Raw genomic sequence first — 23851 nt, 5'->3', positions numbered from 1 at the left:
CATAATCAGCAAAGAGCGATGTAAAACAGGTAAGACCGACCAGTAAAAGCTAGAGAGGGCCTAAGGTGCTTAGATACCGCTTCCTAGAGTTAGCTTACTGGTGCGACTACATTTTAGGGCGGGGTAGCTCCCCAAAAAAGCCCGTATATAAGTGCGCATCTATACCTTGTTTTAGTTTTGTTTCTTTGTTGATTTCCCAAGGGAGTCCATATAAGGTCCTCGTTCCCGATTCTCCTAGGACCTGCTCTTCTCCTATCGCCTCTGGCCTCTGGCCTCTAGCCCCATAACGAAAAAAACCGCCCGGAGGCGGTTTTTTTATTTGCGATATTGCTGCGTTTAGTGCGCTGGCTCTAAGTCACTGCTGAACTGGAAGTCCAGTTCATCGTTGACGATATCAACACGTACCGAGCCACCGTTGACCAAGCTACCGAATAGCAGCTCGTTGGCCATTGGTTTCTTCAGGTTGTCTTGAATCACGCGGGCCATTGGACGGGCACCCATCGCCTTGTCATAGCCTTTATTGGCCAGCCACTCACGGGCTTTCGACGACACTTCCATTGATACGCCACGGGCATCCAATTGTGCCTGCAACTCGACAATGAACTTGTCGACCACTTGGGAGATAACATCTTTCTCAAGATGGTTGAACCAGATGATCCCGTCTAGGCGGTTACGGAACTCAGGCGTGAATACACGCTTAATTTCACCCATTGCATCGTGGCTGTGATCCTGCTGGATCAAACCGATCGACTTGCGAACTGTCTCAGTCACACCTGCGTTGGTTGTCATCACCAGAATCACGTTACGGAAGTCAGCCTTGCGACCATTGTTGTCCGTCAGCGTACCGTTATCCATCACCTGTAGTAGCAGGTTAAAGACATCCGGGTGGGCTTTCTCGATTTCATCAAGCAGTACCACAGCATGCGGATGCTTGATAACCGCGTCGGTCAACAGGCCACCCTGATCGTAACCAACATAACCAGGAGGCGCACCGATTAGGCGGCTCACCGTATGACGCTCCATGTATTCAGACATGTCAAAGCGAAGCAGCTCAATACCCAGTGTACGTGCAAGCTGAACCGTTACTTCAGTTTTACCCACACCAGTAGGACCAGCGAACAGGAATGAGCCCACAGGCTTATTCTCAGCGCCCAGACCAGCACGGCTTAGCTTGATCGCCTCGGTAAGCACATCGATAGCCGGATCCTGCCCGAAGACTAGCATCTTCAGCTTATTATCAAGCTTCTGCAGTACATCACGGTCGCTGGAAGAAACCGATTTTTCAGGGATACGTGCCATCTTGGCAATCATCGCCTCGATATCACTGACATTAACGGTCTTCTTACGACGACTCGCTGGTGCCAAGCGGCAACGGGCACCGGCTTCATCAATAACATCAATCGCTTTATCCGGTAGGTGGCGCTCATTGATGTATTTCGCCGACAGCTCAACCGCGGCACGGATAGCCTTGTTGGTAAAGCGAACTTCGTGGTGCGCTTCGTACTTCGGCTTGAGGCCCATCAGAATCTTAGTGGTGTCATCCAGCGAAGGTTCGATAATGTCGATTTTCTGGAAACGGCGAGACAGTGCACGCTCTTTCTCAAAAATATTGCTGTATTCCTGATAGGTAGTCGAACCCATGCAGCGGAGCTTACCGTTACTCAACAGCGGCTTGATAAGGTTAGCCGCATCGACCTGCCCACCAGACGCCGCACCCGCACCAATGATGGTATGGATTTCATCAATGAACAGGATGGCTTGCTCTTCTTTCTCCAGCTGCTTCAAAATTGCCTTGAAGCGCTTCTCGAAGTCACCACGGTATTTGGTACCAGCCAGTAGCGAACCAATATCCAGAGAGTAGATCACACAATCTTTGATCACTTCTGGTACTTGGCCTTCGACAATACGCCAAGCCAAGCCTTCGGCAATCGCCGTTTTACCTACACCGGCCTCACCCACCAGCAGCGGGTTGTTCTTACGGCGACGGCACAATACCTGTACTGTGCGCTCGAGTTCGGTATCACGGCCGATTAATGGATCAACCCCACCCGCACGGGCTAGTTGGTTGAGGTTGGTAGCAAAGTTTTCTAGCTTATCTTCCGAACCCTGTTCTGAACGTGGCTCTTCGCCACCCACATCTGGGCCGTTGATATCGTCGTTGTCGCTATCTTTAACCGTGCCATGAGAAATGAAATTAACCACATCCAAACGGCTAATATCGCTCTTCTTGAGCAGATAGGCCGCATGTGATTCCTGCTCGCTGAAGATAGCAACCAGTACATTAGCTCCAGTCACTTCACTACGACCAGAAGACTGAACGTGGAATACAGCACGCTGTAATACACGCTGGAAGCTGAGTGTAGGCTGAGTTTCCCTGCTTTCGTCATCCACTGGGATCAGTGGGGTCGTTTGTTCAATAAACGAATCAAGCTCTTTGCGCAGCGTATCCAAATTAGCTCGGCAGGCCACCAAGGCCTCTTGCGCCGCTGGATTTTCCAATAATGCCAACAGCAGATGTTCAACCGTCATAAACTCATGACGCTTCTCTCTTGCCCGCGCAAAGGCAGCATTCAAGCTCGCTTCAAGTTCTTTATTTAGCATAAGGCACCTCCCCTAAATACCACTCAAATATGGCGTGCCGGAAAAAGACTATGCCTTTTCCATCGTACACAGTAGCGGATGTTCATGCTCCCTCGCATACATCATCACCTGGGCCACCTTGGTCTCGGCTACCTCGGCAGTGAAGGTTCCGCACACCGCTTTCCCCTCGTAATGCACAGTTAGCATCAACTGTGTTGATTTCTCCAGATCCATGGAGAAGAACTTCTGTAACACTTCTATCACAAAATCCATCGGTGTGTAATCATCATTGTTCAAAATTACTTTGTACATCGATGGTGGTTTTGTCTGGACTTCCTCTTCTTCCAATACATCGGAGTCGGGAATAATCCACTCGTATAACTTACTCATAACCTTAACTTACCAGTACGATAGGAATAGTCTACCAAGAAACAATGAGTTAAATATCATCTCTGTTTACAAGGCGTGTCCGACCACCGTTTTCCTACCCCTATATTCAGACTAATGCACACATTGTATTCCAGCAAATCAGAGATGACTATGACTAAGCCGACAATCCGGACGAATTACCACCGTTTCCAGCCAAAGTGGGAGATCACGCCAGAATGCCATCATTTGCATAAAATACGTGCCAGAAAAGCCATTGCATGCAGAAATATGTCAAAAATTTCGCATAACACCACATTTTAACAAAATGTTATAAGCACAGCTTGACTGCCTAACTCTTTTTACTAAAGTGTAACTTGTAGTAGATATTAACTGCATCAAATTAGCATTAGTATGCAAGTCGTGTTAAAAAGGAGATGCAGACTAATGCAAAATGGAACTTGAATGCACAGAAGGAAGTAAGCATGGCGACAGGTACAGTTAAATGGTTTAATAACGCTAAGGGATTTGGTTTTATCTGCCCTGAAACAGGCGAAGGCGATATTTTCGCCCATTATTCGACTATTCAGATGGATGGTTACCGTACACTCAAAGCTGGTCAGCAAGTCAACTATACAGTGGAGACTGGGCCAAAAGGGTTCCATGCGAAGGAAATCATTCCCGTTGAAGGTGAAGCGGTCAAATAGAAGACTTCACCTAACGATTCTTTCTGAAGGCGAGCTAAGGCTCGTCTTTTTTATTTCCCCCCACTTTTTACTCCCTTTACCTAGCTACCCGCGCCCATTTCGCCAACAATCAAAAATGAATAATAAATGCATACTTCTTCACTTTACCAGCAACATTGAAATTTAACGAACCCGTTACAAACAGGTATTTTAATCCGAACAGTAGCAAAATAGAGACACAAAAAAGCCCAACCTAAGTTGGGCTTTTTTGCATTTTATCGCAATGATGAAACAGAATTACATCTGCTCAATCATGTCATCTGCGAACTCAGAACACTTACGCAGTGTCGCACCGTCCATTAGACGCTCGAAATCGTAAGTCACTGTCTTGTTGCTGATCGCCGCTTCCATTGAGCTGATGATAAGATCAGCCGCTTCGGTCCAGCCTAGGTGGCGAAGCATCATTTCTGCAGATAGGATCAGTGAACCAGGGTTAACCTTGTCCTGACCAGCGTATTTAGGCGCTGTACCGTGAGTCGCTTCGAACAGTGCAACACCATCACCGATGTTTGCACCCGGGGCGATACCAATACCACCAACCTGAGCAGCCAATGCATCAGAGATGTAGTCACCGTTTAGGTTCATCGTTGCAATCACATCGTACTCTGCTGGGCGCAGAAGGATTTGCTGCAGGAACGCATCTGCAATGCTGTCCTTGATGATGATTTCTTTACCCGTATTCGGGTTCTTCAGTGTCATCCATGGGCCGCCGTCAAGCAGCTCAGCACCGAACTCTTGCGCAGCCACTTCGTAACCCCAATCTTTGAAGGCACCTTCGGTGAACTTCATGATGTTACCTTTGTGAACCAGCGTTAGCGAGTCACGGTCGTTATCGATAGTGTACTGAAGTGCAGCGCGTACTAGGCGCTTGGTGCCTTCTTCAGAAACAGGCTTGATACCAACACCACACTGCTGTGGGAAGCGGATCTTAGTTGCGCCCATTTCGTCTTGCAGGAACTTGATAACTTTATCAGCTTCTTCAGTGCCAGCCTTGAACTCAACACCAGCATAGATATCTTCCGAGTTCTCGCGGTAGATAACCATATCTGTCAGTTCTGGTTGCTTAAGTGGGCTTGGTACGCCATCGAAGTAGCGAACAGGGCGGGCACAGATGTATAGGTCTAGCTCTTGGCGAAGTGCAACGTTCAAAGAACGGATGCCACCACCGACTGGAGTAGTCAGAGGACCTTTGATTGCAACTTTGTAGTCACGAATATAATCAAGGGTTTCTTGCGGTAGCCAAGCATCTTCACCATATACTTGCGTTGATTTCTCACCAGTGTAGATTTCCATCCAGGCAATCTTACGGTCACCGCCGTAGGCTTTGTCGACAGCGGCATCAACGACTTTGATCATCGCAGGGCTTACGTCAACCCCAATACCATCACCTTCGATGTAAGGGATGACAGGGTTGTTAGGAACGACCAGTTTACCTTCAGAATCCAGAGTGATTTTCTGACCTTCAGCTGGTACAACTACTTTACTATCCATTTAAATCTCCTAGCGTCCATTTGTTATCTTTTTGTAAGATGCGCGCAAATCATACTTGAAATTTTATCGATACGCCACTCATTGTATTTTTCGCGTATAATAACCGGGTCAATTTACTTTTCCCTTGTACAACTCGCTATTTATGAAGCCAAACACCTCTTCGCGTCAACCCAAACGTGCCAATAATGAGCGCCGACCATCAAGATTACGAAATAAACCCAAGCGTCCCCGCGGCCCGACAAAGATCATTTTATTTAACAAACCTTATAACGTTCTGACCCAGTTTACCGGTGAACCGGGGGATAAAACCCTGTCTGATTTCGTCCCGGTAAAAGACGTGTATCCAGCTGGCCGACTGGATAAAGACAGTGAGGGTTTGCTTGTTCTGACCAATGATGGTGTCCTGCAGGCACGCCTGACCCAACCGAAATCCAAGCAGCCAAAAACCTATTGGGTTCAGGTTGAGGGTGCACCAAGCGAAGAAGAGCTGGAACAGTTGCGCCGCGGTGTTACCCTCAAAGACGGCCCGACCCTTCCCGCAGGCGTCGAGGTAATGGAAAGCCCTGAAGTCTGGGAGCGTATCCCGCCTATCCGTGAACGGAAAAATATCCCGACCACTTGGCTAGCCATCACCTTAAAAGAAGGTCGCAACCGCCAAGTTCGCCGAATGACAGCCCACATCGGCTACCCTACCCTGCGCCTTATCCGCTACAAAATGGCAGATTGGACTGTCAGCGATCTCGCGCCGGGAGAATGGAAAGAAGTCAAAATCGACGCTTCCTAACTGTCTTGCCAGCAGTATTTTACCGCTGGCAAACCCTTCACCTTTTCCTGCTGGCTTTTTGCGAATTTAACGCTAAAAACACTACACTTTTGCTTCGCCCTCATCTATCATTGCCACCAGAAAGCAAACGTTTGCGCAAATGAAAGAATGACGTTGGTAAAATTATTAAAGTGTGATTCCGCTCTCGCTCTGTTTCGGCCAGATGGTTTCTGTTAGAATCGCGCCCTTAACTTTTATTAACGACTGAAGAGTAAAATGTCAGATAACAGCCAGAAAAAAGTCATTGTCGGCATGTCCGGCGGTGTAGATTCCTCGGTATCCGCGTACCTTCTTCTTCAACAGGGCTACCAAGTTGAAGGCCTGTTCATGAAAAACTGGGAAGAAGACGACAACGATGAGTACTGCTCGGCAGCCGAAGATCTCGCTGACGCACAAGCTGTATGTGACAAACTGGGTATCCACCTGCACACCATCAACTTTGCAGCAGAATACTGGGACAACGTGTTCGAGTACTTCCTAGCAGAATACAAAGCAGGCCGTACACCTAACCCAGACATTCTTTGTAACAAAGAAATCAAATTCAAAGCATTTTTGGACTTTGCTGATGAAGTACTGGAAGCCGATTACATTGCTATGGGCCACTACACCCGTCGCAGCTTCCCTACCGCTGAAGGCGAACTACCAAAGATGTTGCGCGGTGTTGATAACAACAAAGATCAGAGCTACTTCCTGTACACACTGAGCCACGAGCAAATTGCCCGTAGCCTATTCCCTGTGGGTGAACTGGAAAAACCAGAAGTACGCCGTATTGCTGAAGAGCAGGGCCTGATCACTGCGAAGAAGAAAGATTCAACCGGTATCTGCTTTATTGGTGAGCGTAAGTTCACGGAATTTTTGAGCAAGTACCTACCTGCACAGCCAGGTAATATTGAGACGGCTGATGAAGGTAAAGTCATCGGTGAGCACCAGGGTCTGATGTACCACACCCTAGGCCAGCGCAAGGGCCTACATATTGGTGGCCAGAAAGGCGGCAATGGTAATGAAGAGCCTTGGTTCGTTGTAGATAAAGATGTAAAGCGTAACGTTCTGATTGTTGGCCAGGGTAAAGACCACCCTCGCTTGAAATCAGACGGCTTGGTAGCTGCCCAACTACACTGGGTTGATCGCCAACCAATTCGCGAACCGTTCAAGTGCACGGTTAAAACACGCTACCGCCAGCAAGATATCCCTTGTACCGTTATCCCGGTTGATGACGAAACCATCAAGGTTATCTTTGACGAGCCGCAAATCGCGGTAACGCCAGGCCAGTCAGCTGTATTCTACAGCGGTGAAGTCTGCCTGGGCGGCGGTATTATTGAAAAGCGTATCTAAGGGAGTTGACGCACGTGGCAAACACTGTTTATGACCGTACTATTGCCTTTGCTGGTATTTGTCAGGCCGTAAAGCTAGTTCAAAAGATTGCCCGAGATGGCCATTGCGACCATGACGCACTGGAAGCCAGCCTGAACAGCATTATGGCAACCAATCCGTCTAACACCATCGAGATCTTCGGTAACGAAGCCAACTTGAAAATGGGCCTCGAAGCGCTAGCGGCTGAAATCGACAATACACCGTCAGGCAACGAGATCACTCGCTACCTAGTGAGTGTAATGGCGCTAGAGCGCAAACTGGCAAGCCGCCGTGACAGCATGGCGCAACTTGGCGACCGTATCAGTACCGCCCAACGCCAAACGGATCATTTCGAGCTGCTGGAAGACCAGATGATCAGCAATTTGGCCAGTATCTACCTGGATATCATCAGCCCATTGGGCCCACGTATCCAAGTGACCGGTACCCCAGCTCAGCTCCAGCAGCAAAGTGTGCAGCACAAAGTGCGTGCTCTACTTCTCGCCGCGATTCGCTCGGCGGTGCTATGGCGTCAGGTCGGTGGCAAACGCCGCCATTTGATCTTCGGACGCAAACAGATGGTCGAACAGGCGAAAATCCTATTGGCCCGCTGCTAAAAAATATTTTGTGCCAGCCTTAGGTTGGCACTTTTTCATCCCCTTGCGCCATTTTTGCAAGGGTGAAAGTTACACCTTGTTTAAACCTTAATTGATCAGGAGAGAGCAACATGGAACTGTCAGCATTGACTGCTGTTTCCCCAGTAGACGGCCGCTACGGAAGTAAAACGATTGCACTACGCAGCATTTTCAGTGAATTTGGTCTGCTAAAGTACCGCACAATCGTTGAAATCCGCTGGCTACAAAAACTTGCCGCTACTGATGCTATCGTGGAAGTTCCTGCGTTCAGCGCTGAAGCCAATGCCTTCCTAGACCGCATTGCTGCTGAGTTCAGCGAAGAAGACGCAATGCGCATCAAGACTATTGAGCGCACGACTAACCACGATGTAAAAGCTGTTGAATACTTCCTGAAAGAAAAAGTCGCTGAAGTACCAGAGCTACACGCAGTGAACGAATTCATTCACTTCGCATGTACATCTGAAGATATCAACAACACTTCTCACGCACTGATGCTACATGAAGCGCGCGAGCAAGTTATCCTGCCTGAAATCCGCAACGTTATCGATGCGATCAAAGGCCTAGCCAACGAATACCGTGAAGTACCGCTTCTTTCTCGTACCCACGGCCAGCCAGCTTCTCCATCAACAATGGGTAAAGAAATGGCTAACGTTGCATACCGTATGGAACGTCAGTACAAGCAGATCGAAAACGTTGAAATTCTTGCGAAAATCAACGGCGCAGTAGGTAACTACAACGCTCACCTATCAGCTTACCCAGAAGTTGACTGGCACCAGTTCAGCGAAGAGTTCATCACTGAATCTCTTGGCGTAACTTGGAACCCATACACCACCCAGATCGAACCGCACGATTACATCGCAGAGCTATTCGATGCTATCGCTCGCTTCAACACTATCCTTCTTGACTTCGACCGTGACGTTTGGGGCTACATCGCTCTGGGCCACTTCAAGCAGAAGACAATCGCAGGTGAAATCGGCTCTTCAACGATGCCGCACAAAGTTAACCCAATCGACTTTGAAAACTCTGAAGGTAACCTTGGCCTAGCGAACGCTATCTTCAGCCACCTAGCACAGAAACTGCCTGTTTCTCGCTGGCAGCGCGACCTGACTGACTCAACTGTACTGCGTAACCTAGGTGTAGGTTGTGGCTATGCAATCATTGCATACACTTCAACCCTAAAAGGTATTAGCAAGCTAGAAGTTAACCAGGCTGCACTTGAAGCTGAGCTTGACCAAAACTGGGAAGTACTGGCTGAGCCTGTACAGACTGTTATGCGTCGCTACGGTATCGAAAAGCCATACGAGAAGCTAAAAGAGCTAACTCGTGGCAAGCGTGTTGACGGCGAAGGCATGCGTAACTTCATCGATGGTCTGGAACTACCAGAGCACGAGAAAGCGCGCCTGAAAGAAATGACCCCAGCGAACTACATCGGTGACGCAGTTAAGCTAACTGACAAACTGTAATCGCACGGTTATAACCGTATAAAACAAGGCCAGCATCATGCTGGCCTTTTTGTTGTTGCCCCTATGTGTTCTCCGTTACCACAATCATGTTTAAGCCTTCATCTTTTCTCGGCTCTTCAAAGTACTGGGTAATATGGTTAAACACTTCTTTGGTATCGAATGCCGCTCGCTCTGGCTGTTCAATCCGCCTTTGTGCGAGTTGTTTAAGGCATTGCTCGTTACTCACTTGCAGGTAAATGAGTTCATGCTCGGCACCGACCTCGAAAACCAGAGACGAAAACCAAGCACGTTGGGTTTGCGTATTGGCAGGAAAGTCCATGACCACGTTAGTACCTGTTAGTAAGATACGTTGTACATGCTTTCGGACTAATGGCTTTAACAAACTCGAATAAGTGACGTAATCCTTGAGCGTAGCAATCTTGCCAGGGTAAAGCGCAGCCAACCATTCATCTTCTGATATCAAGACAGCATTTCTATCAATAGCAACTTGCTTTGATTTCGTTGACTTTCCGGCCCCCATTTTGCCGCAGAAGAAAACCAGTTTTCCTATCATTACTTTCCCTCTTAATACCCTACCTAGCCCGCCCGACTGCCATTGGGGATAGTACTTTCCGGCACCGCAAGGCAAGGTGTTAGCTTATCAGCATAGCCAATATCAAAGAGCATTCCCTGTGAAACCTCGCCGGCCATCTTTTGCTCCGGAAGGTTTACCACGAATAATGCCTGCTTGCCTTCAATCTCATACGGGTTTTCACGCTCTTGCTTTATCCCGGCAAGGATAGTGCGGACATGATCGCCAAAATCGACCGTCAGCTTCATTAATTTTTTGGACTTTTCAACTTCCGCAACAGAGGTGATAGTGCCAACTCGGATATCCAGTTTTTCAAAGTCATCAAACGTGATTAAGTCTTTAATAGGCGCAGGTTTCATCTAAATTCTCTTATCATTTACTAGTTGTAACAGATTGAATTTTCAACCTATCACTTTAAAAGCATGTAAATTAAGATGTGTCTCACGAAATCAGCCCCGCTACACCCAAATGCCTCCGGCGTTTACCTAATGAGTAGCACCGGCAATTTATGGCAGACAACAAAGCAATTTAATATAGCCATACCCTATCTAATATGATTGGAGGGCTAATAGAAGCGGTTCGAATAAAAACCGCCTATCAATAAACGCTATTCTTTGAGAGGCGGCACATTGACTATACCTTGAACTGGCCCGCCAGCGATTGCTGGTGTTTGGACAACTCTGCCAGTCGTTCACCGATACCAGCTGATTTCTCGGCTTGCTCAAGGATATTCTCACTCAAGCCCCGGATATTCGATACATTACGGTTCACTTCAGCCGATACCGCTTGCTGTTCCTGCGCCGCATGCATAATTTGCTCATTCATCGACTGGATAGAGGCTACTGCCTCTGTAATTTGACCAAGGCTGACTACCGCCTGGCCAACTTGAGAGGACGTCTCTCCCGCTAACTGGTTGCCCTCTTCAATGGCAACCACAACATCGCGGGTACCTTGTTGTAAAACTTCAATCACTGTACGGATCTGCCCAACCGAATCATGGGTCCGGCTGGCAAGTTGGCGAACCTCATCAGCAACAACCGCAAAACCACGCCCTTGCTCACCGGCCCGGGCAGCTTCAATCGCGGCATTCAAAGCCAACAGGTTTGTTTGCTCTGAGATCCCTTCAATCACCTGAAGGATTTGATTGATATCTTCACTATTGGTTTCAAGCTCCTTGGCAACAGGCACGGCATTCTCCATCCTGTTTACCAAGCTATCCATAGAAACTGCTGATTGCTTGATCACACCGTGACCATCACGCACTGCGCTATCTGCCTGGCCCGCTGCAACAACAGCGGTTTCGGTATAACCCACAACTTGCTCGGCCGTCTGTGCTAACTCTTCCGATGCGGTTGCCACCATATCCACTTCACGGAACTGGGCCTGGCTGCCATCCCGGGTATGGTTAGCGACTTCAGCCGCTTGCCTAGACGTAGTACCCACATCGTTTACTGCGACCACAACATCACCAATAGTGGCTTGGAGCTTATCCAAGAAGCGGTTGAACCAAAGAGCCAGTTGGCCCACCTCATCATTTTGTGCAACATGCAAACGCTGGGTTAAATCCCCTTCCCCCGTTGCAATATCTTCAAGTCTTTCAGCAACATGGCGTATTGGGGCAACCAAACGAGATGCGGCAAGCACAACCACCAACAAACCCGATATAGCAACCACCAAGCTGGTTACCAATTGGACCCATGTAGATTGGTCACGCTGCTGGGTAATCGCTAAGTCCAAGGCGATAGCCTCTGCCAATACCCGCTCCACCGGCAATTGGATAACGACTCCCCAGTTCACCTGCCCGAGCTGAACCGGTGTATAGGCATGTAGCGACTGTTGGTCATTGGTCCAAAGCACTTGCTCTTCACCACCCTGCAGCCAACGCGATAGATCTGCTGGCAACCCGTCCGCCTGATTAAAGACCTGACCGATTCGGCTCTGCAACTGGTCCCAAGCCACGATTGTACCGTTCTGGCTAATAAGGCTGACATTGCCAGCACTGTCAAACAATGCTTGGTCTACTGATTGAATTAATGGTTGTAGTGGAGAAAGCTGGATATCAATGCCCATTACCCCGACAGCCTCGCCATCAATAACGAGCGGAACTGTAATGGTACTGACTACAGGGGCTTGTTGCCCAAACCCTGCCATCAACGGATCCGACACACACATACTTGCTTGGTTATTGATGCACTGCGCCCACACCGCCTGGCTAGTAAGTAATTGTTGCTCCGTATAGATAAACTGCTCGGCTTCGCCAGAAGGCGATTTCGCCCAATAAGGGGCAAAGCGTCCCAGTTCGTTGGCGCCGACATAATCGGCCCCGGCGTAGTTACCGTCTTCACCGTCTAGGGCATCGGGATTGAACACCACAAAGGCACCGTGAATATTCTCGAATTCATTGACGGTGCGTCGCAATAACTCGCTAATAGATCCACGCAACTCCGAGCTATTAGTGTAATTCTCTTCAGCATTGAATTTTAGGAACAGTACACTCTGGGCCAGCATTTCGGCACGGTGAGTCGCCTCATCAAGGTACTGCTGCACTGTGGTGCTCTGCTTTTCAGCTTGGGCCTGGACAACGAGTTGAGATTTTTCTCTAAGAGTGGAATAAACCTGCTCGCTAACGAGTTGTTGATTCTGGGAGGCAAAATAAAAAGACAGGCCTGTTAATACGACTACTGTCGCCAGTAGCCCTAGCCCGGCCATCAGGGCTATTTTCCATTTGACGGATAATGACCGCATACAACAATCCTTGTTACTACTACATTTTCGAAAATGGCATGAAATGCAACGTGTCCAGCCGTGGACCAATCGCTGAATTTTGCTTATTGTGGCATGTAGTTAACATAACCATCAATAGTATAATCCATTAAATTTATTGAGTTTTTTACTATTTTATAAACAAAAAAGGCGCGGTTTTTACACCGCGCCCAAAGCCTGTCACAGGCTTGAATTATTGAACGTTCAAACAGGAAACTGCATGAACATCGCCACCTTGCAATGACGGCTTTTTACTTGCACATTCATCTGTTGCAACCGGACAGCGAGTACGGAATACACAACCTGAAGGCGGATTCATCGGTGAAGGTAGATCCCCTTCTAGCAACTCAATATGCTTGCTGCGCTCCAGATCCGGATCAGGGATAGGAACAGCCGACATCAATGCCTTAGTGTAAGGGTGCTTAGGTTCACTAAATAGTGCGTCAGCCTCGCCCATTTCTACCGCATTACCTAGATACATCACCAGTACACGGTCTGAAATGTGTTTTACTACCGACAAGTCATGGGCAATGAAGATCAGGCTCAAGCCCATTTCTGTCTGCAGCGATTTAAGCAGGTTAACAACCTGAGCCTGGATCGATACATCCAAAGCCGATACCGGCTCATCACAGATGATCATTTTAGGTTTTAGGATCAAGGCACGGGCAATACCGATACGCTGACACTGACCACCCGAAAATTCGTGTGGGTAGCGGTTGATAACGTTAGGGAGCAAACCCACTTTTGCCATCATGGCCTTAACTTGCTGTTTCACATCATCAGCCGAAAGCTCAGGGTAGTAGGCTTTCAATGGCTCTGCGATGATTTCACCAACGGTCATACGTGGATTCAATGACGCCAGCGGGTCCTGGAAAATCATCTGGATGTCTTTGCGCTTTTCACGCATCTCTTTGTGATCCAGCTTAGTCAGATCCTGACCTAGCCAAACCACATTACCGTCAGTTGCTTCAACCAGCCCAATAACCGCACGGGCGAAGGTTGATTTACCACAACCTGATTCACCCACCACACCCAGTGTTTCACCTTCATATAGGCGAATATCAACACCATCAACGGCTTTAAGGCTTAGTGGCTTGGTCCACGGCCATGCTGATTTCTGGGCAATACTGAAGTGAACCTTCAGATCATGAATATCAAGTAATACTTTCTTTTGAGCTTCCATTACCACGTCCCCACATCAGAAAAACACGCGCGTAAGCGACCTTCAGTAAATGCCTTCAATTGAGGCGCTTCTTGCGAACAACGGCTAGATACACGATGGCATCGTTCCTGGTAAGGACAGCCGACAGGCAAACTCAGTAGGTTCGGTGGGTTTCCAGGGATCGTTGGTAGTTCTTCGCCCTCAGTATCAAGGCGAGGAATAGCTTTGAGCAAACCTTCGGTATACGGGTGCGATGGTTTGTAGAAGATCTCATTAATCTTGCCGTATTCCATGGTACGGCCAGCATACATAACCAGTACCTTGTCACAGCTACCGGCAACCACACCAAGATCGTGGGTGATCATAATGATCGCGGTGTTGAAGTCATTCTTCAGCTCGTTGAGCAACTCCATGATCTGCGCCTGAACGGTTACATCCAATGCCGTTGTTGGCTCATCAGCAATCAACAGCTTTGGACGGCACAGCAATGCCATAGCAATCATTACACGCTGGCGCATACCGCCCGAAAATTCGTGCGGGTACATGGTAATACGCTTGCGGGCTTCAGGGATTTTAACCGCTTCCAGCATGCGCACACTTTCTTCGAATGCTTCTGCCTTGCCCATACCTTTGTGTAGCATCAGCACTTCCATCAGCTGATCGCTCACTTTCATGTACGGGTTCAGCGACGTCATCGGATCCTGGAAAATCATCGCGATTTGCTCGGCGCGGATCCGGTTAAGTTCTTTTTCTGGCAGGTTCAAGATCTCACGGCCTTCAAATTTAGCACTGCCGCCGATCATGCCGTTTTTAGCCAGTAGGCCCATGATGGAGAATACTGTCTGGCTCTTACCTGAACCGGATTCCCCAACGATACCCAGGGTCTCACCCTGATTGAGCGAAAAGTTTAGATCGTTTACCGCGGTGACAATGCCGTCTTGAGTTTTAAATTCTACGCGTAGATCTTTGACATCTAATAAGCTCATAGTATTTCCTTATAATCTTTCTACCCATGCCCTACCGCCTGCTTCCGTGGCGGTAGGCCAGGTCTTCTTGTTATCTGTCTTTTGGATCCAGTGCGTCACGCAAACCGTCACCCACATAGTTAAAGCAGAACAGCGTAACCACCATGAATGCTGCTGGGAACATCAGCTGCCAAATGGCGACTTCCATCGTTTGTGAACCTTCCTGAAGCAACGCGCCCCAGCTGGTCATTGGCTCCTGAACACCCAAGCCTAAGAAGCTCAAGAATGATTCTGTCAGGATCATAGATGGCACTAACAAGGTTGAATAAACCGCTACGATACCCAGAACGTTCGGTACAATATGGCGAGTAATAATACGCCACTGGCTCACGCCAGATACACGTGCCGCTTCGATAAACTCTTTACTACGCAATGACAGGGTTTGACCACGTACGATACGCGCCATATCCAGCCAAGAAATCGCACCAATCGCTACGAAAATCAGCATGATGTTACGGCCGAAGAAAGTAACCAGTACGATCACGAAGAACATGAACGGGATCGAGTATAGGATTTCCAGAATACGCATCATCACACGGTCGGTACGGCCACCAATAAAGCCAGAGGTTGCACCGTAAAGCGTACCGATCAAAACCGCTACCAGTGCGCCCATGATCCCTACCATCAAGGAAATACGGCCACCAACCAAGGTACGGGTGAACAAGTCACGGCCAAGGCTGTCTGTACCAAAGAAGTGGCCTTCCGGGCCAAAGCTTGGTGCGGCGTGCAATGCATACCAGTCGGTATCATCGAATGCATAATTACTGAACATTGGGCCAAAGATAACCGCCAAGGTGATCAAGCAAAGGATCGTCAAACTCACCATTGCAGCCTTGTTTCGCATAAAGCGGATACGGGCATCCTGCCACAAACTACGGCCTTCAATTTCCAATTGCTCGGAGAATTTCTCAACCGCGTCTACATTTTCTTTTTTAGTCAGCATCATCGGTTGGGCTCCTTAGTAACGGATTTTCGGGTCAATGTACGCCAGAACAATGTCGACAATGGCGTTGAAGATAATGGTCAATGAACCAATCAGGATAGTGATACCCAGTACTAGAGAGTAATCACGGTTAAAGGCAGCGTTAACGAACAGCTTACCGATACCCGGTAGGCCGAAAATTGTTTCGATAACTACCGAACCCGTGATGATACCGACGAAAGCCGGGCCCATGTAGGAGACAACTGGCAGCAGTGCAGGCTTAAGTGCATGCTTAATAATGATATAGCCGTAGCTCAGGCCCTTGGCACGAGCGGTGCGGATGAAGTTACTGTTGAGGGTTTCAATCATGCTACCACGGGTAATACGGGCAAACGTTGCCACGTAAAGCAGTGACATACCCATCATTGGCAACAGCATGAACTTCAGGCCGCCATCGTTCCAGCCACCAGCTGGAAGCCAACCCAAGTTAATAGAGAAGATGTAGATAAGTACCGGGGCGAGTATAAACGACGGCATTACCACCCCGGCCATGGCCGTCGACATTATGCAGTAGTCTATCCAACTGTTTTGCTTCAAGGCGGCAATGGTACCGACGGTGACCCCCATCACCAATGCAAAAATAAAGGCAAAGAAACCGATTTTCGCCGAAACAGGCAAGGCTTTGGACACCAACTCGTTAACAGTGAAATCTTTGTACTTGAATGAAGGACCAAAATCACCCTGTACGATGTTGCCAAGGTACGTGGTGTATTGCTCGAATACAGGCTTATCTAGGCCATACTTGGCTTCGATGTTCGCCATGACTTCCGGAGGAAGCGGACGCTCGCTGGAAAATGGGTTACCTGGTGCAAAGCGCATCAGGAAAAAGGAAATTGTGATTAGCACCAACAGGGTTGGTATTGCTTCAAAAATCCGTTTTGCGATGAATTTAATCATAAACTCCACCGTTCTATTTAGTCTGTGACAGTCGAAAATTTACTGGCGTGAAATACCAGAAAGGGCACTGCTCCCGTCCTGAGAGCAGCGCTTATTATCATGCTTCTTGCTGGTTATTATTCAGCAATGATGTACATATCTTTGGTGAAGAGCTTGTCTTCTGCGTTGTTCGCAGGGTAGCCACCCACTTGTGGGTTAACCAGACGCGCTTTCACGTATTGGTAGATAGGAGCAATTGGCATATCTTCCGCTAGCTGTTTTTCAGCCTGGATGTATAGCTGCTCACGCTCAGCATCTGAAGTCGACTCCAGTGCTTTCGCCATGATTGCATCATATGCTTTGCTGTTGTATTTAGGGTCGTTAGAACTGTTGTTGCTCTGCATTAGTGACAGGAAGCTAGATGCTTCGTTGTAGTCACCACACCAACCTGCACGCGTTACATCGAAGTTACCTTGACGACGTGTATCTAGGTAAGTCTTCCACTCCTGGTTCTCCAGGTTTGCTGTTACGTTCAGGTTCTTCTTCCACATAGAAGCGATAGCTACCGCGATCTTCTTGTGGTTTTCAGATGTGTTGTAAAGCAGAGTGAAGTTCAGTGGGTTACCTGGGCCAAAGCCTGCTTCTTCTAGTAACTCTTTCGCTTTCTCGTTACGTTCTTTCTGGGTCATCTGACCGTACTCAGGCGTAACAGGGTTGAAGTTAGCAGTGATTTCTGGCGTCAGGAAGTAACCTGATTTCTGGCCTTGGCCAAGCAGCGCTTTAGTCACGACATCACGGTCAATCGCGTAAGACAGGGCCTTACGGACACGCACATCGTCAAACGGTGCTTTTTGGTTGTTGAAACCGTAGTAGTAAGAACACAGGTTACCTGAAATAGACACGGAATCAGCGTGCTGGCTCTGTAGACGGCGGAAGTGCTCGTTTGGCAGTTCGTTGGTGATGTCGATTTCGCCCGCTAGGAAGCGGTTCATTTCAGCAACTTGGTTTTCGATTGGCAGGAACGTAACCTTGTTGATAACCGTATTGTCGTTATCCCAGTAGTTCTCGTTACGAGTAAGCACGATACGCTCGTTCACTACCCAGTTGTCTAGGGTGTAAGCACCGTTACCAACGAAGTTCTCTGGTTTAGTCCAGTTATCACCGAACTTCTCAACAACCTTGCGGTTAACTGGTTTAACTGTGGTGTGGCCCATCATCTTAACGAAGTATGGTACTGCCTGCTCTAGCTCGATAACCAGTGTGTAGTCATCTTTTGCAGAGACACCCAGTGTTTCTTTGTCTGCTTTACCCGCGATGATTTCATCTGCGTTCTTCATGGTAGTCATTTCTAGGTACCATGAGTAAGGAGATGCTGTTGCAGGGTCGACAGCACGCTTGAAGCTGTACACAAAGTCGTGTGCAGTTACAGGATCGCCGTTAGACCATTTTGCATCTTTGCGCAGGTGGAATGTGAATGAGCGGTTGTCAGTGGTTTCCCAAGACTCTGCAACACCAGGGACAGTGTTACCGTTCTCGTCTTGGTTGACTAGGCCTTCTAGAAGGTCACGGATAACGTGTGACTCTGGCACACCTTCCGTTTTATGTGGGTCAAGAGAAGCAACTTCAGTACCGTTACCACGAACCAACTCCTGCTTGGCAGCAAGTTTTACCCCTTCCGGTACGTCAGCAGCAATAGTGGAGAAAGAAGTGGCTGCTACAGCCATACCAGCACCCAGAAGAATCGCCTGGGTAATTTTATTCTTATACATGCATTAGCTCCAATACATCGTTAAATACGTCCTTGCGTTCTCCAGTCGGTGCCATCTCACAATATTTGTATCGTTAATCCTAAACAATACAAAGCAAACCGAAGAATTGGTCAAAACATTATCAGGCATTGAAGTAATTTGCCACATTTTGATTACAAAAACCGACATAATTCTTAATAATCAATATGCCACCAGCACAACCCACTAGGTGACATAATTGTTGCAGCCAGATCTATCACAAAATCCAACATCCAGAGAAAAATCCGCCAAATAAGCCAAAAAAAAGTAAAATTTGAATAAATAATTGTAAGATTGAATAAATATACAGCAGAAATATCTTTTATTTTTTACATTACCCCAATATGTCAATAACATTAATGCAAAAACATGACTTTCAGCCATAAAAAAAGCGCCTTTCGGCGCTTAATTATTTGGTATCGCTATCAATGTTGATATTGGGTGGGGCTTCATTTATTGATTGTTCTTTACCCTCCACCATTGAATGTTGATCGTTACTTATCGCTTCATCGAACAAACCGTCGTGGTTGATGTCTTCCATCATTTGCTTGATACGACGATTGGACATTCTTTTATGCTTCATGGAACCCTCCGCTGTTAACCACAGCACTATTGACCCATAAGTTATATTGTTCTGTGCCTCGGATTCTTCACCGCTGCGGCTGTCATACCTTCAGCACAAAAATAACTATGGCACAGGATCCGCAATCCTGCCTGAAGTACCACACTAACAACGTGGTTATAATAACCAAAACTAATATAAAACAAATTTTATAGATTAAGTTATCACATAACTGAACTTTTCAACTTTGATACGTTTCTCTCACCAATTATTAACGCTACTATCGTTTTGTTGGCTAAACCTTTAGTTTGCCCAACGTTCCGTTCCCGTTCCGTTATCCTTGAGAGTAAAGAAAATATGAGACCAGCTGGTTGTTTTTCGCGTCCAAGCCCTTCCCGCGTCCGCCACGGCTACGTGCCAAAATCACGCAAGCCAAAAGCGGAATAAGCGTATCAACTTGATAGACAAGTCCACAAAGCCCCTCATCGAGGGGCTTTCTTTTACTTCTTCGTTAGCAATGATAACTAAACGGCCAGCCTGTCAGCACATGTTAAAAACTTGTGATCTTGGTCTTGTTATGAAATGATCCCGAAGATCAGTGAGCGATCATAGATAAAAAATATAATGCCGCAGGGAAGAAAACTATGGATATCAACAAGCCAACTGACGCGTATACCATTTCCCAACTCGCCGAGGAGTTTTCAGTTACCCTTCGTAGCATCCGGTTCTACGAAGATCAAGGCCTACTCACCCCCATGCGGCAAGGAAAAGTGAGGATATTTTCGCGGCATGACAGAGCGCGGCTGATCCTCATTCTACGAGGAAAGCGACTGGGTTTTAGCCTGCAAGAGATACAGGAACTGTTCCAACTCTATGACTCTGGTGCACAGAACCTCTCACAGATACAGCACATGCTACAGACCATCCAATTGCGCCAACAAAAACTCAAACAGCAGCAGAACGATATCAACCTGTTGATGATGGAACTCAATGCTGCCGAGCGCAAATGCTACCAGCAGTTAAAGAAATTCGATTAATCCCTCCTTTATATACCTTGTAGTCATTTCACTCTTACTTCAGCATAAAAAAGCCCGGCGCATGGCCGGGCAAAAAATAAATAAGACAATGAACGTTTGGGCGATTACCAGTAGACGCGGGCACCAACAGCGAAGCTGCTTTGGCTGTCAACATCTTTAGTCACATTAACAAAGCTGTCGCTTTTCTTGTTGGTGTAACCTAGAGTTTGGCCATCACCGTAGCCGTATTCAACATAGATACGTGACCAGCTGTTGAAGTGGTAGTCGGTACCGATATAGAACACTTTACCGTCACCATCGATTGGTAATTGATCTGACTCTTGCTCTACGTATTCAAAACCAGCGTAAGCCGTAGCATTGTCGGCCCAGCTGTAAGTACCTGCAAGGCTGAATGCATCTTCGTTGATTTCTTCATTACCGCCTTTGTTTTCGATGGTCGCATTATAGTAAGTGAAACCGATTAGAGCTGGGCCAAATGCATACTCGACTGTACCTTCAAAGTATGTATTTTGAAGATCTAATAGATCTTCACCAACTTCAACTGCTTTATCCCGGTTGACACCACCACCAGCGTGAAAATTAAAGTTACCGTAAGACGTTGCGATAAAGGCTTCTGTTAACTCTTGGTTTACATCAGGTTTATCATCACTACCTTCAGGTAGGCCGTAGTTTGCAGAGAAGATGAAACTCTCGCCTTCATAAATATATTTGATCAAAGAGTCATGACGAGCGCCAGAAAGTGTCGCATGACGAAGGGCAGAGCCACCAAAGAAGTAAGAGTAATCTGCGCCCCAAATTTCATCTGAGATTACCCACTGGCGGCCAAAAGATAGCTTACCAAAATCTGTGTCTACGCCAGCATAATGCAGGCGGTTTTTCATAGCGTAATCTTCAGACGCTGTGTCGTAGTTCAGACCAAACTCAACTTTACCGAAAATATCAACCGAATCTGTAACGGCGTACTGTGCCTGTACACCTGCACGAGATGAACCAGCATTCAGAGTGACATCCTTATCCTCTAACTTTTTCACTTCTGTACGAAGATGACCATAGAAGTCAACTAAAGCTTCATCAGTTTGGAAGATTTCTACGGCGGATGCCGAGTGAGCGAAAAGTACTGCTGGGATTGCTACTGCTAGAAGTGTTTTTTTCATTTTTACTTACCTGTAATAATTTTTTTAATCTTGCTGACTCGTCCTGAGCCGAAATGAAACATATCAACAACAAAAAAATTCATCAACAGAGCAAAAAACCGACACAAAAAAGCAAAACAACATAAAACACCAATCTAAAACAACCTAAACGCCAACATAAAAAATCACAAAAAACCTCAAAACCGCCATTATTATTCAAAAAACACCGCAACTCGTTAAGCTTTTATTCAGGTTGGCACTAGTCTAAATTTCAAATCTATCAATAACAAAATGGAATAAGAAGTTTATAAAATAAAAAAATAGATATAAGAAACACAACCAAGCGGTTACTTTTTAACCTAAAAATGAAACAAAACATTAACAAGTGGAACGTATTTAACGGGCAACATCCCACTTATAAGATAAGAAACCAGATTAATAAAAAAGGGAGCAGCTTGTTAGCTGCTCCCTTCTTTACAAACGATGGGTGAATGATTAATTCAATACCTAATGAAGCGGTATATGAATCATCCAAATATCATGTCGATCTTGGTGATATGCACCTTGGTCAATAATCTTATTCAAATACGCCAATCTATGGTGACCTTCCAGAAGATTATAAGGTGCTCTTAGCGACTTGCCATTGACCATAGGAATATCACGTTCATACTTCAAAACGATAGGTGCTTGTGGCCAAGTCCCCTTCTCTTGCATTTCTTGTACAAGCCAACTGCGTTGAAAAATTGGGTTGGTCATACGACGTGATAATTTATCAACAACCTCTTGATGAGGGGTGCGGATCTGTGACTGAATTTGCTCACTAGTCCAGGACTGTAGTTCGAACCGCATTGACTGAAAATCCAGCCAACCCCAGTTACATACAACCCCCTTCCAGTGTCGATATAGCCACTGCTTCAGTACATCGTCGGGGAAATTAGGGAGAACCTGATTGGCTTTCGGCTGCCACTCTTCCCAAGATTCACAGTGGCGGCCGCCAAAACCCTCTGGCTCAAGTTCATAGAGTAGTCGATCGCTCCTGATCATAGGCGTACTCCTTCTATTGCTTGCATTGCATCAGGCTTAGTCCAATAAGCCAGCAAAACCATAACCATTCACTTTAAATGGTTATTTATACCCTTAAATTCAAAGTAGCATAGAGATTGGTGAAAAAATAGCTGAATAATAAAGAAAGTTTATGCGCGTGTGGCGTGTGGCGTGTGGCGTGTGGCGTGTGGCGTGTGGCGTGTGGCGTGTGGCGTGTGGCGTGATTATATTGGCACCTGCAAGATACAGGTGCCAGAAATAAGCAAAATTATTTTTGCTTCCAGCGATCGGCTGCTGACGTATCCGTTTCGCGAGCGTCAACCCAGCGAGACTCATCCGGCGTCTGCTCTTTTTTCCAGAACGGCGCACGGGTTTTAAGGAAGTCCATGATGAACTCACAGGCTTCGAATGCCGCACCACGGTGGGCACTGGTCACGCCAACAAAGACAATCTGATCACCCAACTCAAGATCACCGACCCGGTGGATCACTCGGGTTTTTAGCAAAGGCCAACGTTCGCGGGCTTGCTCGACAATCTCTTCCAGCGACTTTTCCGTCATTCCCGGGTAATGCTCCAAAGACAAACCTGTTACGGCATCGCCTTGGTTGAAGTCACGCACCTTTCCGACAAAGGTAACTACTGCTCCGGCATCAGTCCCTTCTGAAAGAAGAGCATATTCCTCAGCAACAGAAAAATCATCAAACTGAACTGAAATCATGCTTAACCCCCTGTTACTGGCGGGAAGAAAGCAACCTCATCACCGTCTTTGATTTCACTGTCCAAAGAGCTGATAGTTTGGTTAATGGCCACCAGCAGTTTGCCCTGCTCCAATGCCAATTGCCACTTGTCACCTTTGGCAGCAAGGTACTGGCGTAAAGATTCGGCAGTGGCAAAATCTGCCGCAACTTCCAAGCGATCAGTACCGACTAGCTCTTTAACCTGAGCGAAGAATAATACGTTAATCATGATTCCACCTTAAAATGCCCAGACTTGCCGCCCGTTTTTTCCAGTAGGCGCACTTGGCCAATCACCATGTCTTTCTGGACAGCCTTACACATGTCATAGATTGTCAGAGCGGCAACAGATGCTGCTGTCAGCGCTTCCATCTCAACGCCTGTTTTACCTGCCAGTTTACAGCACGACTCAATACGAACCATGTTTTCTGATTCAATGGCTTCCAGTTGTACTTCGACTTTCGATAGTAGCAATGGATGACAAAGTGGGATCAAATCCCAGGTTTTTTTCGCGGCTTGGATACCGGCAATGCGCGCGGTGGCAAATACATCGCCTTTGTGGTGCTGACCCGAAACGATCAACTGTAAAGTTTCTGGCGCCATATGTACAAAAGCTTCAGCGCGTGCTTCTCGAACCGTGTCATTTTTCGCTGACACGTCAACCATGTTAGCTTCCCCAGAAGCATTGATATGCGTAAATTGGTTCATCCGTCTGTCCCAAAAC

23 protein-coding genes are annotated in these 23851 nt (G+C 47.2%); 6 read left to right on the top strand and 17 right to left on the bottom strand.

The features are described from left to right. Positions 1 to 336: 336 nt before the first annotated feature. Both clpA and clpS read right to left on the bottom strand, forming a co-directional pair. Positions 337 to 2601 carry an ATP-dependent Clp protease ATP-binding subunit ClpA gene (gene clpA / locus C9J01_RS13520; protein ID WP_107298675.1) on the bottom strand — a complete coding sequence of 755 codons (2265 nt, stop codon included), beginning with the start codon at positions 2599 to 2601 and terminating at the stop codon, positions 337 to 339. A gap of 48 nt (positions 2602 to 2649) precedes the next feature. Next, complete coding sequence (clpS, locus tag C9J01_RS13515) at positions 2650 to 2970, bottom strand: ATP-dependent Clp protease adapter ClpS (RefSeq protein WP_107298674.1); 321 nt, start codon at positions 2968 to 2970, stop codon at positions 2650 to 2652. Between the two features lie 461 nt (positions 2971 to 3431). Between clpS and cspD the strand changes: the two genes are divergently transcribed. Beyond that, the gene (cspD, locus tag C9J01_RS13510; protein ID WP_107298673.1) at positions 3432 to 3653 is read left to right on the top strand and encodes a cold shock domain-containing protein CspD; all 222 of its coding nucleotides are present in this window, start codon (positions 3432 to 3434) and stop codon (positions 3651 to 3653) included. A gap of 276 nt (positions 3654 to 3929) precedes the next feature. Here cspD and icd read toward each other — a convergent pair whose 3' ends face one another. Continuing rightward, the gene (icd, locus tag C9J01_RS13505) at positions 3930 to 5183 is read right to left on the bottom strand and encodes an NADP-dependent isocitrate dehydrogenase (protein WP_107298672.1); all 1254 of its coding nucleotides are present in this window, start codon (positions 5181 to 5183) and stop codon (positions 3930 to 3932) included. A 142-nt stretch (positions 5184 to 5325) separates the two neighbouring features. On the opposite strand from icd, the gene rluE reads away from it, so the two are divergent. The 4 genes from rluE (at position 5326) to purB (ending at position 9451) form a co-directional block, all read left to right on the top strand. Next, on the top strand, positions 5326 to 5967 hold the full coding sequence (gene rluE / locus C9J01_RS13500; protein ID WP_107298671.1) for a 23S rRNA pseudouridine(2457) synthase RluE: 642 nt from the start codon (positions 5326 to 5328) through the stop codon (positions 5965 to 5967). A gap of 255 nt (positions 5968 to 6222) precedes the next feature. After that, positions 6223 to 7338 carry a tRNA 2-thiouridine(34) synthase MnmA gene (gene mnmA, locus C9J01_RS13495; RefSeq protein ID WP_107298670.1) on the top strand — a complete coding sequence of 372 codons (1116 nt, stop codon included), beginning with the start codon at positions 6223 to 6225 and terminating at the stop codon, positions 7336 to 7338. A gap of 14 nt (positions 7339 to 7352) precedes the next feature. Further along, complete coding sequence (gene hflD, locus C9J01_RS13490) at positions 7353 to 7970, top strand: high frequency lysogenization protein HflD (protein WP_107298669.1); 618 nt, start codon at positions 7353 to 7355, stop codon at positions 7968 to 7970. A 110-nt stretch (positions 7971 to 8080) separates the two neighbouring features. Then, entirely contained in the window at positions 8081 to 9451 is a 1371-nt protein-coding gene (gene purB / locus C9J01_RS13485; RefSeq protein WP_107298668.1) for an adenylosuccinate lyase, read from the top strand. 61 nt (positions 9452 to 9512) lie between these two features. Here the strand turns inward: purB and C9J01_RS13480 are convergent, their stop codons facing one another. From C9J01_RS13480 to C9J01_RS29790, 9 genes are all read right to left on the bottom strand, one after another. After that, on the bottom strand, positions 9513 to 10004 hold the full coding sequence (locus tag C9J01_RS13480) for a P-loop nucleotide/nucleoside kinase family protein (protein ID WP_107298667.1): 492 nt from the start codon (positions 10002 to 10004) through the stop codon (positions 9513 to 9515). Between the two features lie 23 nt (positions 10005 to 10027). Further along, entirely contained in the window at positions 10028 to 10381 is a 354-nt protein-coding gene (locus tag C9J01_RS13475; protein ID WP_107298666.1) for a tRNA-binding protein, read from the bottom strand. Between the two features lie 274 nt (positions 10382 to 10655). Continuing rightward, a complete protein-coding gene (locus C9J01_RS13470; RefSeq protein ID WP_107298665.1) occupies positions 10656 to 12767 on the bottom strand; it encodes a methyl-accepting chemotaxis protein in 2112 nt (703 codons plus the stop codon). Between the two features lie 211 nt (positions 12768 to 12978). After that, complete coding sequence (oppF, locus tag C9J01_RS13465; RefSeq protein ID WP_107298664.1) at positions 12979 to 13968, bottom strand: murein tripeptide/oligopeptide ABC transporter ATP binding protein OppF; 990 nt, start codon at positions 13966 to 13968, stop codon at positions 12979 to 12981. Continuing rightward, the gene (gene oppD / locus C9J01_RS13460) at positions 13968 to 14933 is read right to left on the bottom strand and encodes an ABC transporter ATP-binding protein (RefSeq protein WP_107298663.1); all 966 of its coding nucleotides are present in this window, start codon (positions 14931 to 14933) and stop codon (positions 13968 to 13970) included. Before oppD ends, oppF begins: the two co-directional genes overlap by 1 nt. A gap of 70 nt (positions 14934 to 15003) precedes the next feature. Beyond that, positions 15004 to 15915, bottom strand: a complete 912-nt coding sequence (oppC, locus tag C9J01_RS13455) for an oligopeptide ABC transporter permease OppC (protein WP_107298690.1) — start codon at positions 15913 to 15915, stop codon at positions 15004 to 15006. Positions 15916 to 15930: 15 nt separating this feature from the next. After that, positions 15931 to 16851: an oligopeptide ABC transporter permease OppB gene (gene oppB / locus C9J01_RS13450; RefSeq protein ID WP_039463976.1), complete on the bottom strand. Its 921-nt coding sequence runs from the start codon at positions 16849 to 16851 to the stop codon at positions 15931 to 15933. 116 nt (positions 16852 to 16967) lie between these two features. Beyond that, entirely contained in the window at positions 16968 to 18599 is a 1632-nt protein-coding gene (locus C9J01_RS13445) for an ABC transporter substrate-binding protein (protein ID WP_107298662.1), read from the bottom strand. A gap of 427 nt (positions 18600 to 19026) precedes the next feature. Then, a complete protein-coding gene (locus tag C9J01_RS29790) occupies positions 19027 to 19200 on the bottom strand; it encodes a hypothetical protein (protein WP_170114906.1) in 174 nt (57 codons plus the stop codon). A 623-nt stretch (positions 19201 to 19823) separates the two neighbouring features. On the opposite strand from C9J01_RS29790, the gene C9J01_RS13440 reads away from it, so the two are divergent. Beyond that, the gene (locus C9J01_RS13440; protein WP_107298661.1) at positions 19824 to 20216 is read left to right on the top strand and encodes a MerR family transcriptional regulator; all 393 of its coding nucleotides are present in this window, start codon (positions 19824 to 19826) and stop codon (positions 20214 to 20216) included. A 104-nt stretch (positions 20217 to 20320) separates the two neighbouring features. Here C9J01_RS13440 and C9J01_RS13435 read toward each other — a convergent pair whose 3' ends face one another. The 5 genes from C9J01_RS13435 to moaC form a co-directional block, all read right to left on the bottom strand. Continuing rightward, positions 20321 to 21370, bottom strand: a complete 1050-nt coding sequence (locus C9J01_RS13435; RefSeq protein ID WP_107298660.1) for a porin — start codon at positions 21368 to 21370, stop codon at positions 20321 to 20323. 486 nt (positions 21371 to 21856) lie between these two features. Further along, on the bottom strand, positions 21857 to 22393 hold the full coding sequence (locus C9J01_RS13430) for a hypothetical protein (RefSeq protein WP_107298659.1): 537 nt from the start codon (positions 22391 to 22393) through the stop codon (positions 21857 to 21859). A 268-nt stretch (positions 22394 to 22661) separates the two neighbouring features. Continuing rightward, positions 22662 to 23111, bottom strand: coding sequence for a molybdopterin synthase catalytic subunit MoaE (gene moaE / locus C9J01_RS13425; RefSeq protein WP_107298658.1), 450 nt, complete (start codon positions 23109 to 23111; stop codon positions 22662 to 22664). 2 nt (positions 23112 to 23113) lie between these two features. Continuing rightward, on the bottom strand, positions 23114 to 23359 hold the full coding sequence (gene moaD / locus C9J01_RS13420; protein ID WP_107298657.1) for a molybdopterin synthase sulfur carrier subunit: 246 nt from the start codon (positions 23357 to 23359) through the stop codon (positions 23114 to 23116). Beyond that, positions 23356 to 23835, bottom strand: a complete 480-nt coding sequence (gene moaC / locus C9J01_RS13415) for a cyclic pyranopterin monophosphate synthase MoaC (protein WP_107298656.1) — start codon at positions 23833 to 23835, stop codon at positions 23356 to 23358. The genes moaD and moaC overlap by 4 nt, the downstream gene beginning before the upstream one ends. Positions 23836 to 23851 lie beyond the last annotated feature (16 nt).

The organism is Photobacterium rosenbergii, from assembly GCF_003026455.1.
In the GTDB taxonomy this organism is placed as follows: Bacteria; Pseudomonadota; Gammaproteobacteria; order Enterobacterales; family Vibrionaceae; genus Photobacterium; species Photobacterium rosenbergii.
Note: the sequence above shows the minus strand (reverse complement) of the source record. Positions and strands in the feature narration are given on the sequence as shown.

Bases quoted from the DNA above. Each gene is read 5' to 3' on its own strand.
- C9J01_RS13470 (WP_107298665.1), bottom strand. From the start codon at position 12,767: ATGCGGTCATTATCCGTCAAATGGAAAATAGCCCTGATGGCCGGGCTA.
- C9J01_RS29790 (WP_170114906.1), bottom strand. From the start codon at position 19,200: ATGAAGCATAAAAGAATGTCCAATCGTCGTATCAAGCAAATGATGGAA.
- oppC (WP_107298690.1), bottom strand. From the start codon at position 15,915: ATGCTGACTAAAAAAGAAAATGTAGACGCGGTTGAGAAATTCTCCGAG.
- clpA (WP_107298675.1), bottom strand. From the start codon at position 2,601: ATGCTAAATAAAGAACTTGAAGCGAGCTTGAATGCTGCCTTTGCGCGG.
- clpS (WP_107298674.1), bottom strand. From the start codon at position 2,970: ATGAGTAAGTTATACGAGTGGATTATTCCCGACTCCGATGTATTGGAA.
- moaC (WP_107298656.1), bottom strand. From the start codon at position 23,835: ATGAACCAATTTACGCATATCAATGCTTCTGGGGAAGCTAACATGGTT.
- C9J01_RS13440 (WP_107298661.1), top strand. From the start codon at position 19,824: ATGGATATCAACAAGCCAACTGACGCGTATACCATTTCCCAACTCGCC.
- mnmA (WP_107298670.1), top strand. From the start codon at position 6,223: ATGTCAGATAACAGCCAGAAAAAAGTCATTGTCGGCATGTCCGGCGGT.
- icd (WP_107298672.1), bottom strand. From the start codon at position 5,183: ATGGATAGTAAAGTAGTTGTACCAGCTGAAGGTCAGAAAATCACTCTG.
- rluE (WP_107298671.1), top strand. From the start codon at position 5,326: ATGAAGCCAAACACCTCTTCGCGTCAACCCAAACGTGCCAATAATGAG.
- purB (WP_107298668.1), top strand. From the start codon at position 8,081: ATGGAACTGTCAGCATTGACTGCTGTTTCCCCAGTAGACGGCCGCTAC.
- cspD (WP_107298673.1), top strand. From the start codon at position 3,432: ATGGCGACAGGTACAGTTAAATGGTTTAATAACGCTAAGGGATTTGGT.
- oppD (WP_107298663.1), bottom strand. From the start codon at position 14,933: ATGAGCTTATTAGATGTCAAAGATCTACGCGTAGAATTTAAAACTCAA.
- moaE (WP_107298658.1), bottom strand. From the start codon at position 23,111: ATGATTTCAGTTCAGTTTGATGATTTTTCTGTTGCTGAGGAATATGCT.
- oppB (WP_039463976.1), bottom strand. From the start codon at position 16,851: ATGATTAAATTCATCGCAAAACGGATTTTTGAAGCAATACCAACCCTG.
- C9J01_RS13435 (WP_107298660.1), bottom strand. From the start codon at position 21,370: ATGAAAAAAACACTTCTAGCAGTAGCAATCCCAGCAGTACTTTTCGCT.
- C9J01_RS13445 (WP_107298662.1), bottom strand. From the start codon at position 18,599: ATGTATAAGAATAAAATTACCCAGGCGATTCTTCTGGGTGCTGGTATG.
- C9J01_RS13475 (WP_107298666.1), bottom strand. From the start codon at position 10,381: ATGAAACCTGCGCCTATTAAAGACTTAATCACGTTTGATGACTTTGAA.
- moaD (WP_107298657.1), bottom strand. From the start codon at position 23,359: ATGATTAACGTATTATTCTTCGCTCAGGTTAAAGAGCTAGTCGGTACT.
- C9J01_RS13430 (WP_107298659.1), bottom strand. From the start codon at position 22,393: ATGATCAGGAGCGATCGACTACTCTATGAACTTGAGCCAGAGGGTTTT.
- oppF (WP_107298664.1), bottom strand. From the start codon at position 13,968: ATGGAAGCTCAAAAGAAAGTATTACTTGATATTCATGATCTGAAGGTT.
- C9J01_RS13480 (WP_107298667.1), bottom strand. From the start codon at position 10,004: ATGATAGGAAAACTGGTTTTCTTCTGCGGCAAAATGGGGGCCGGAAAG.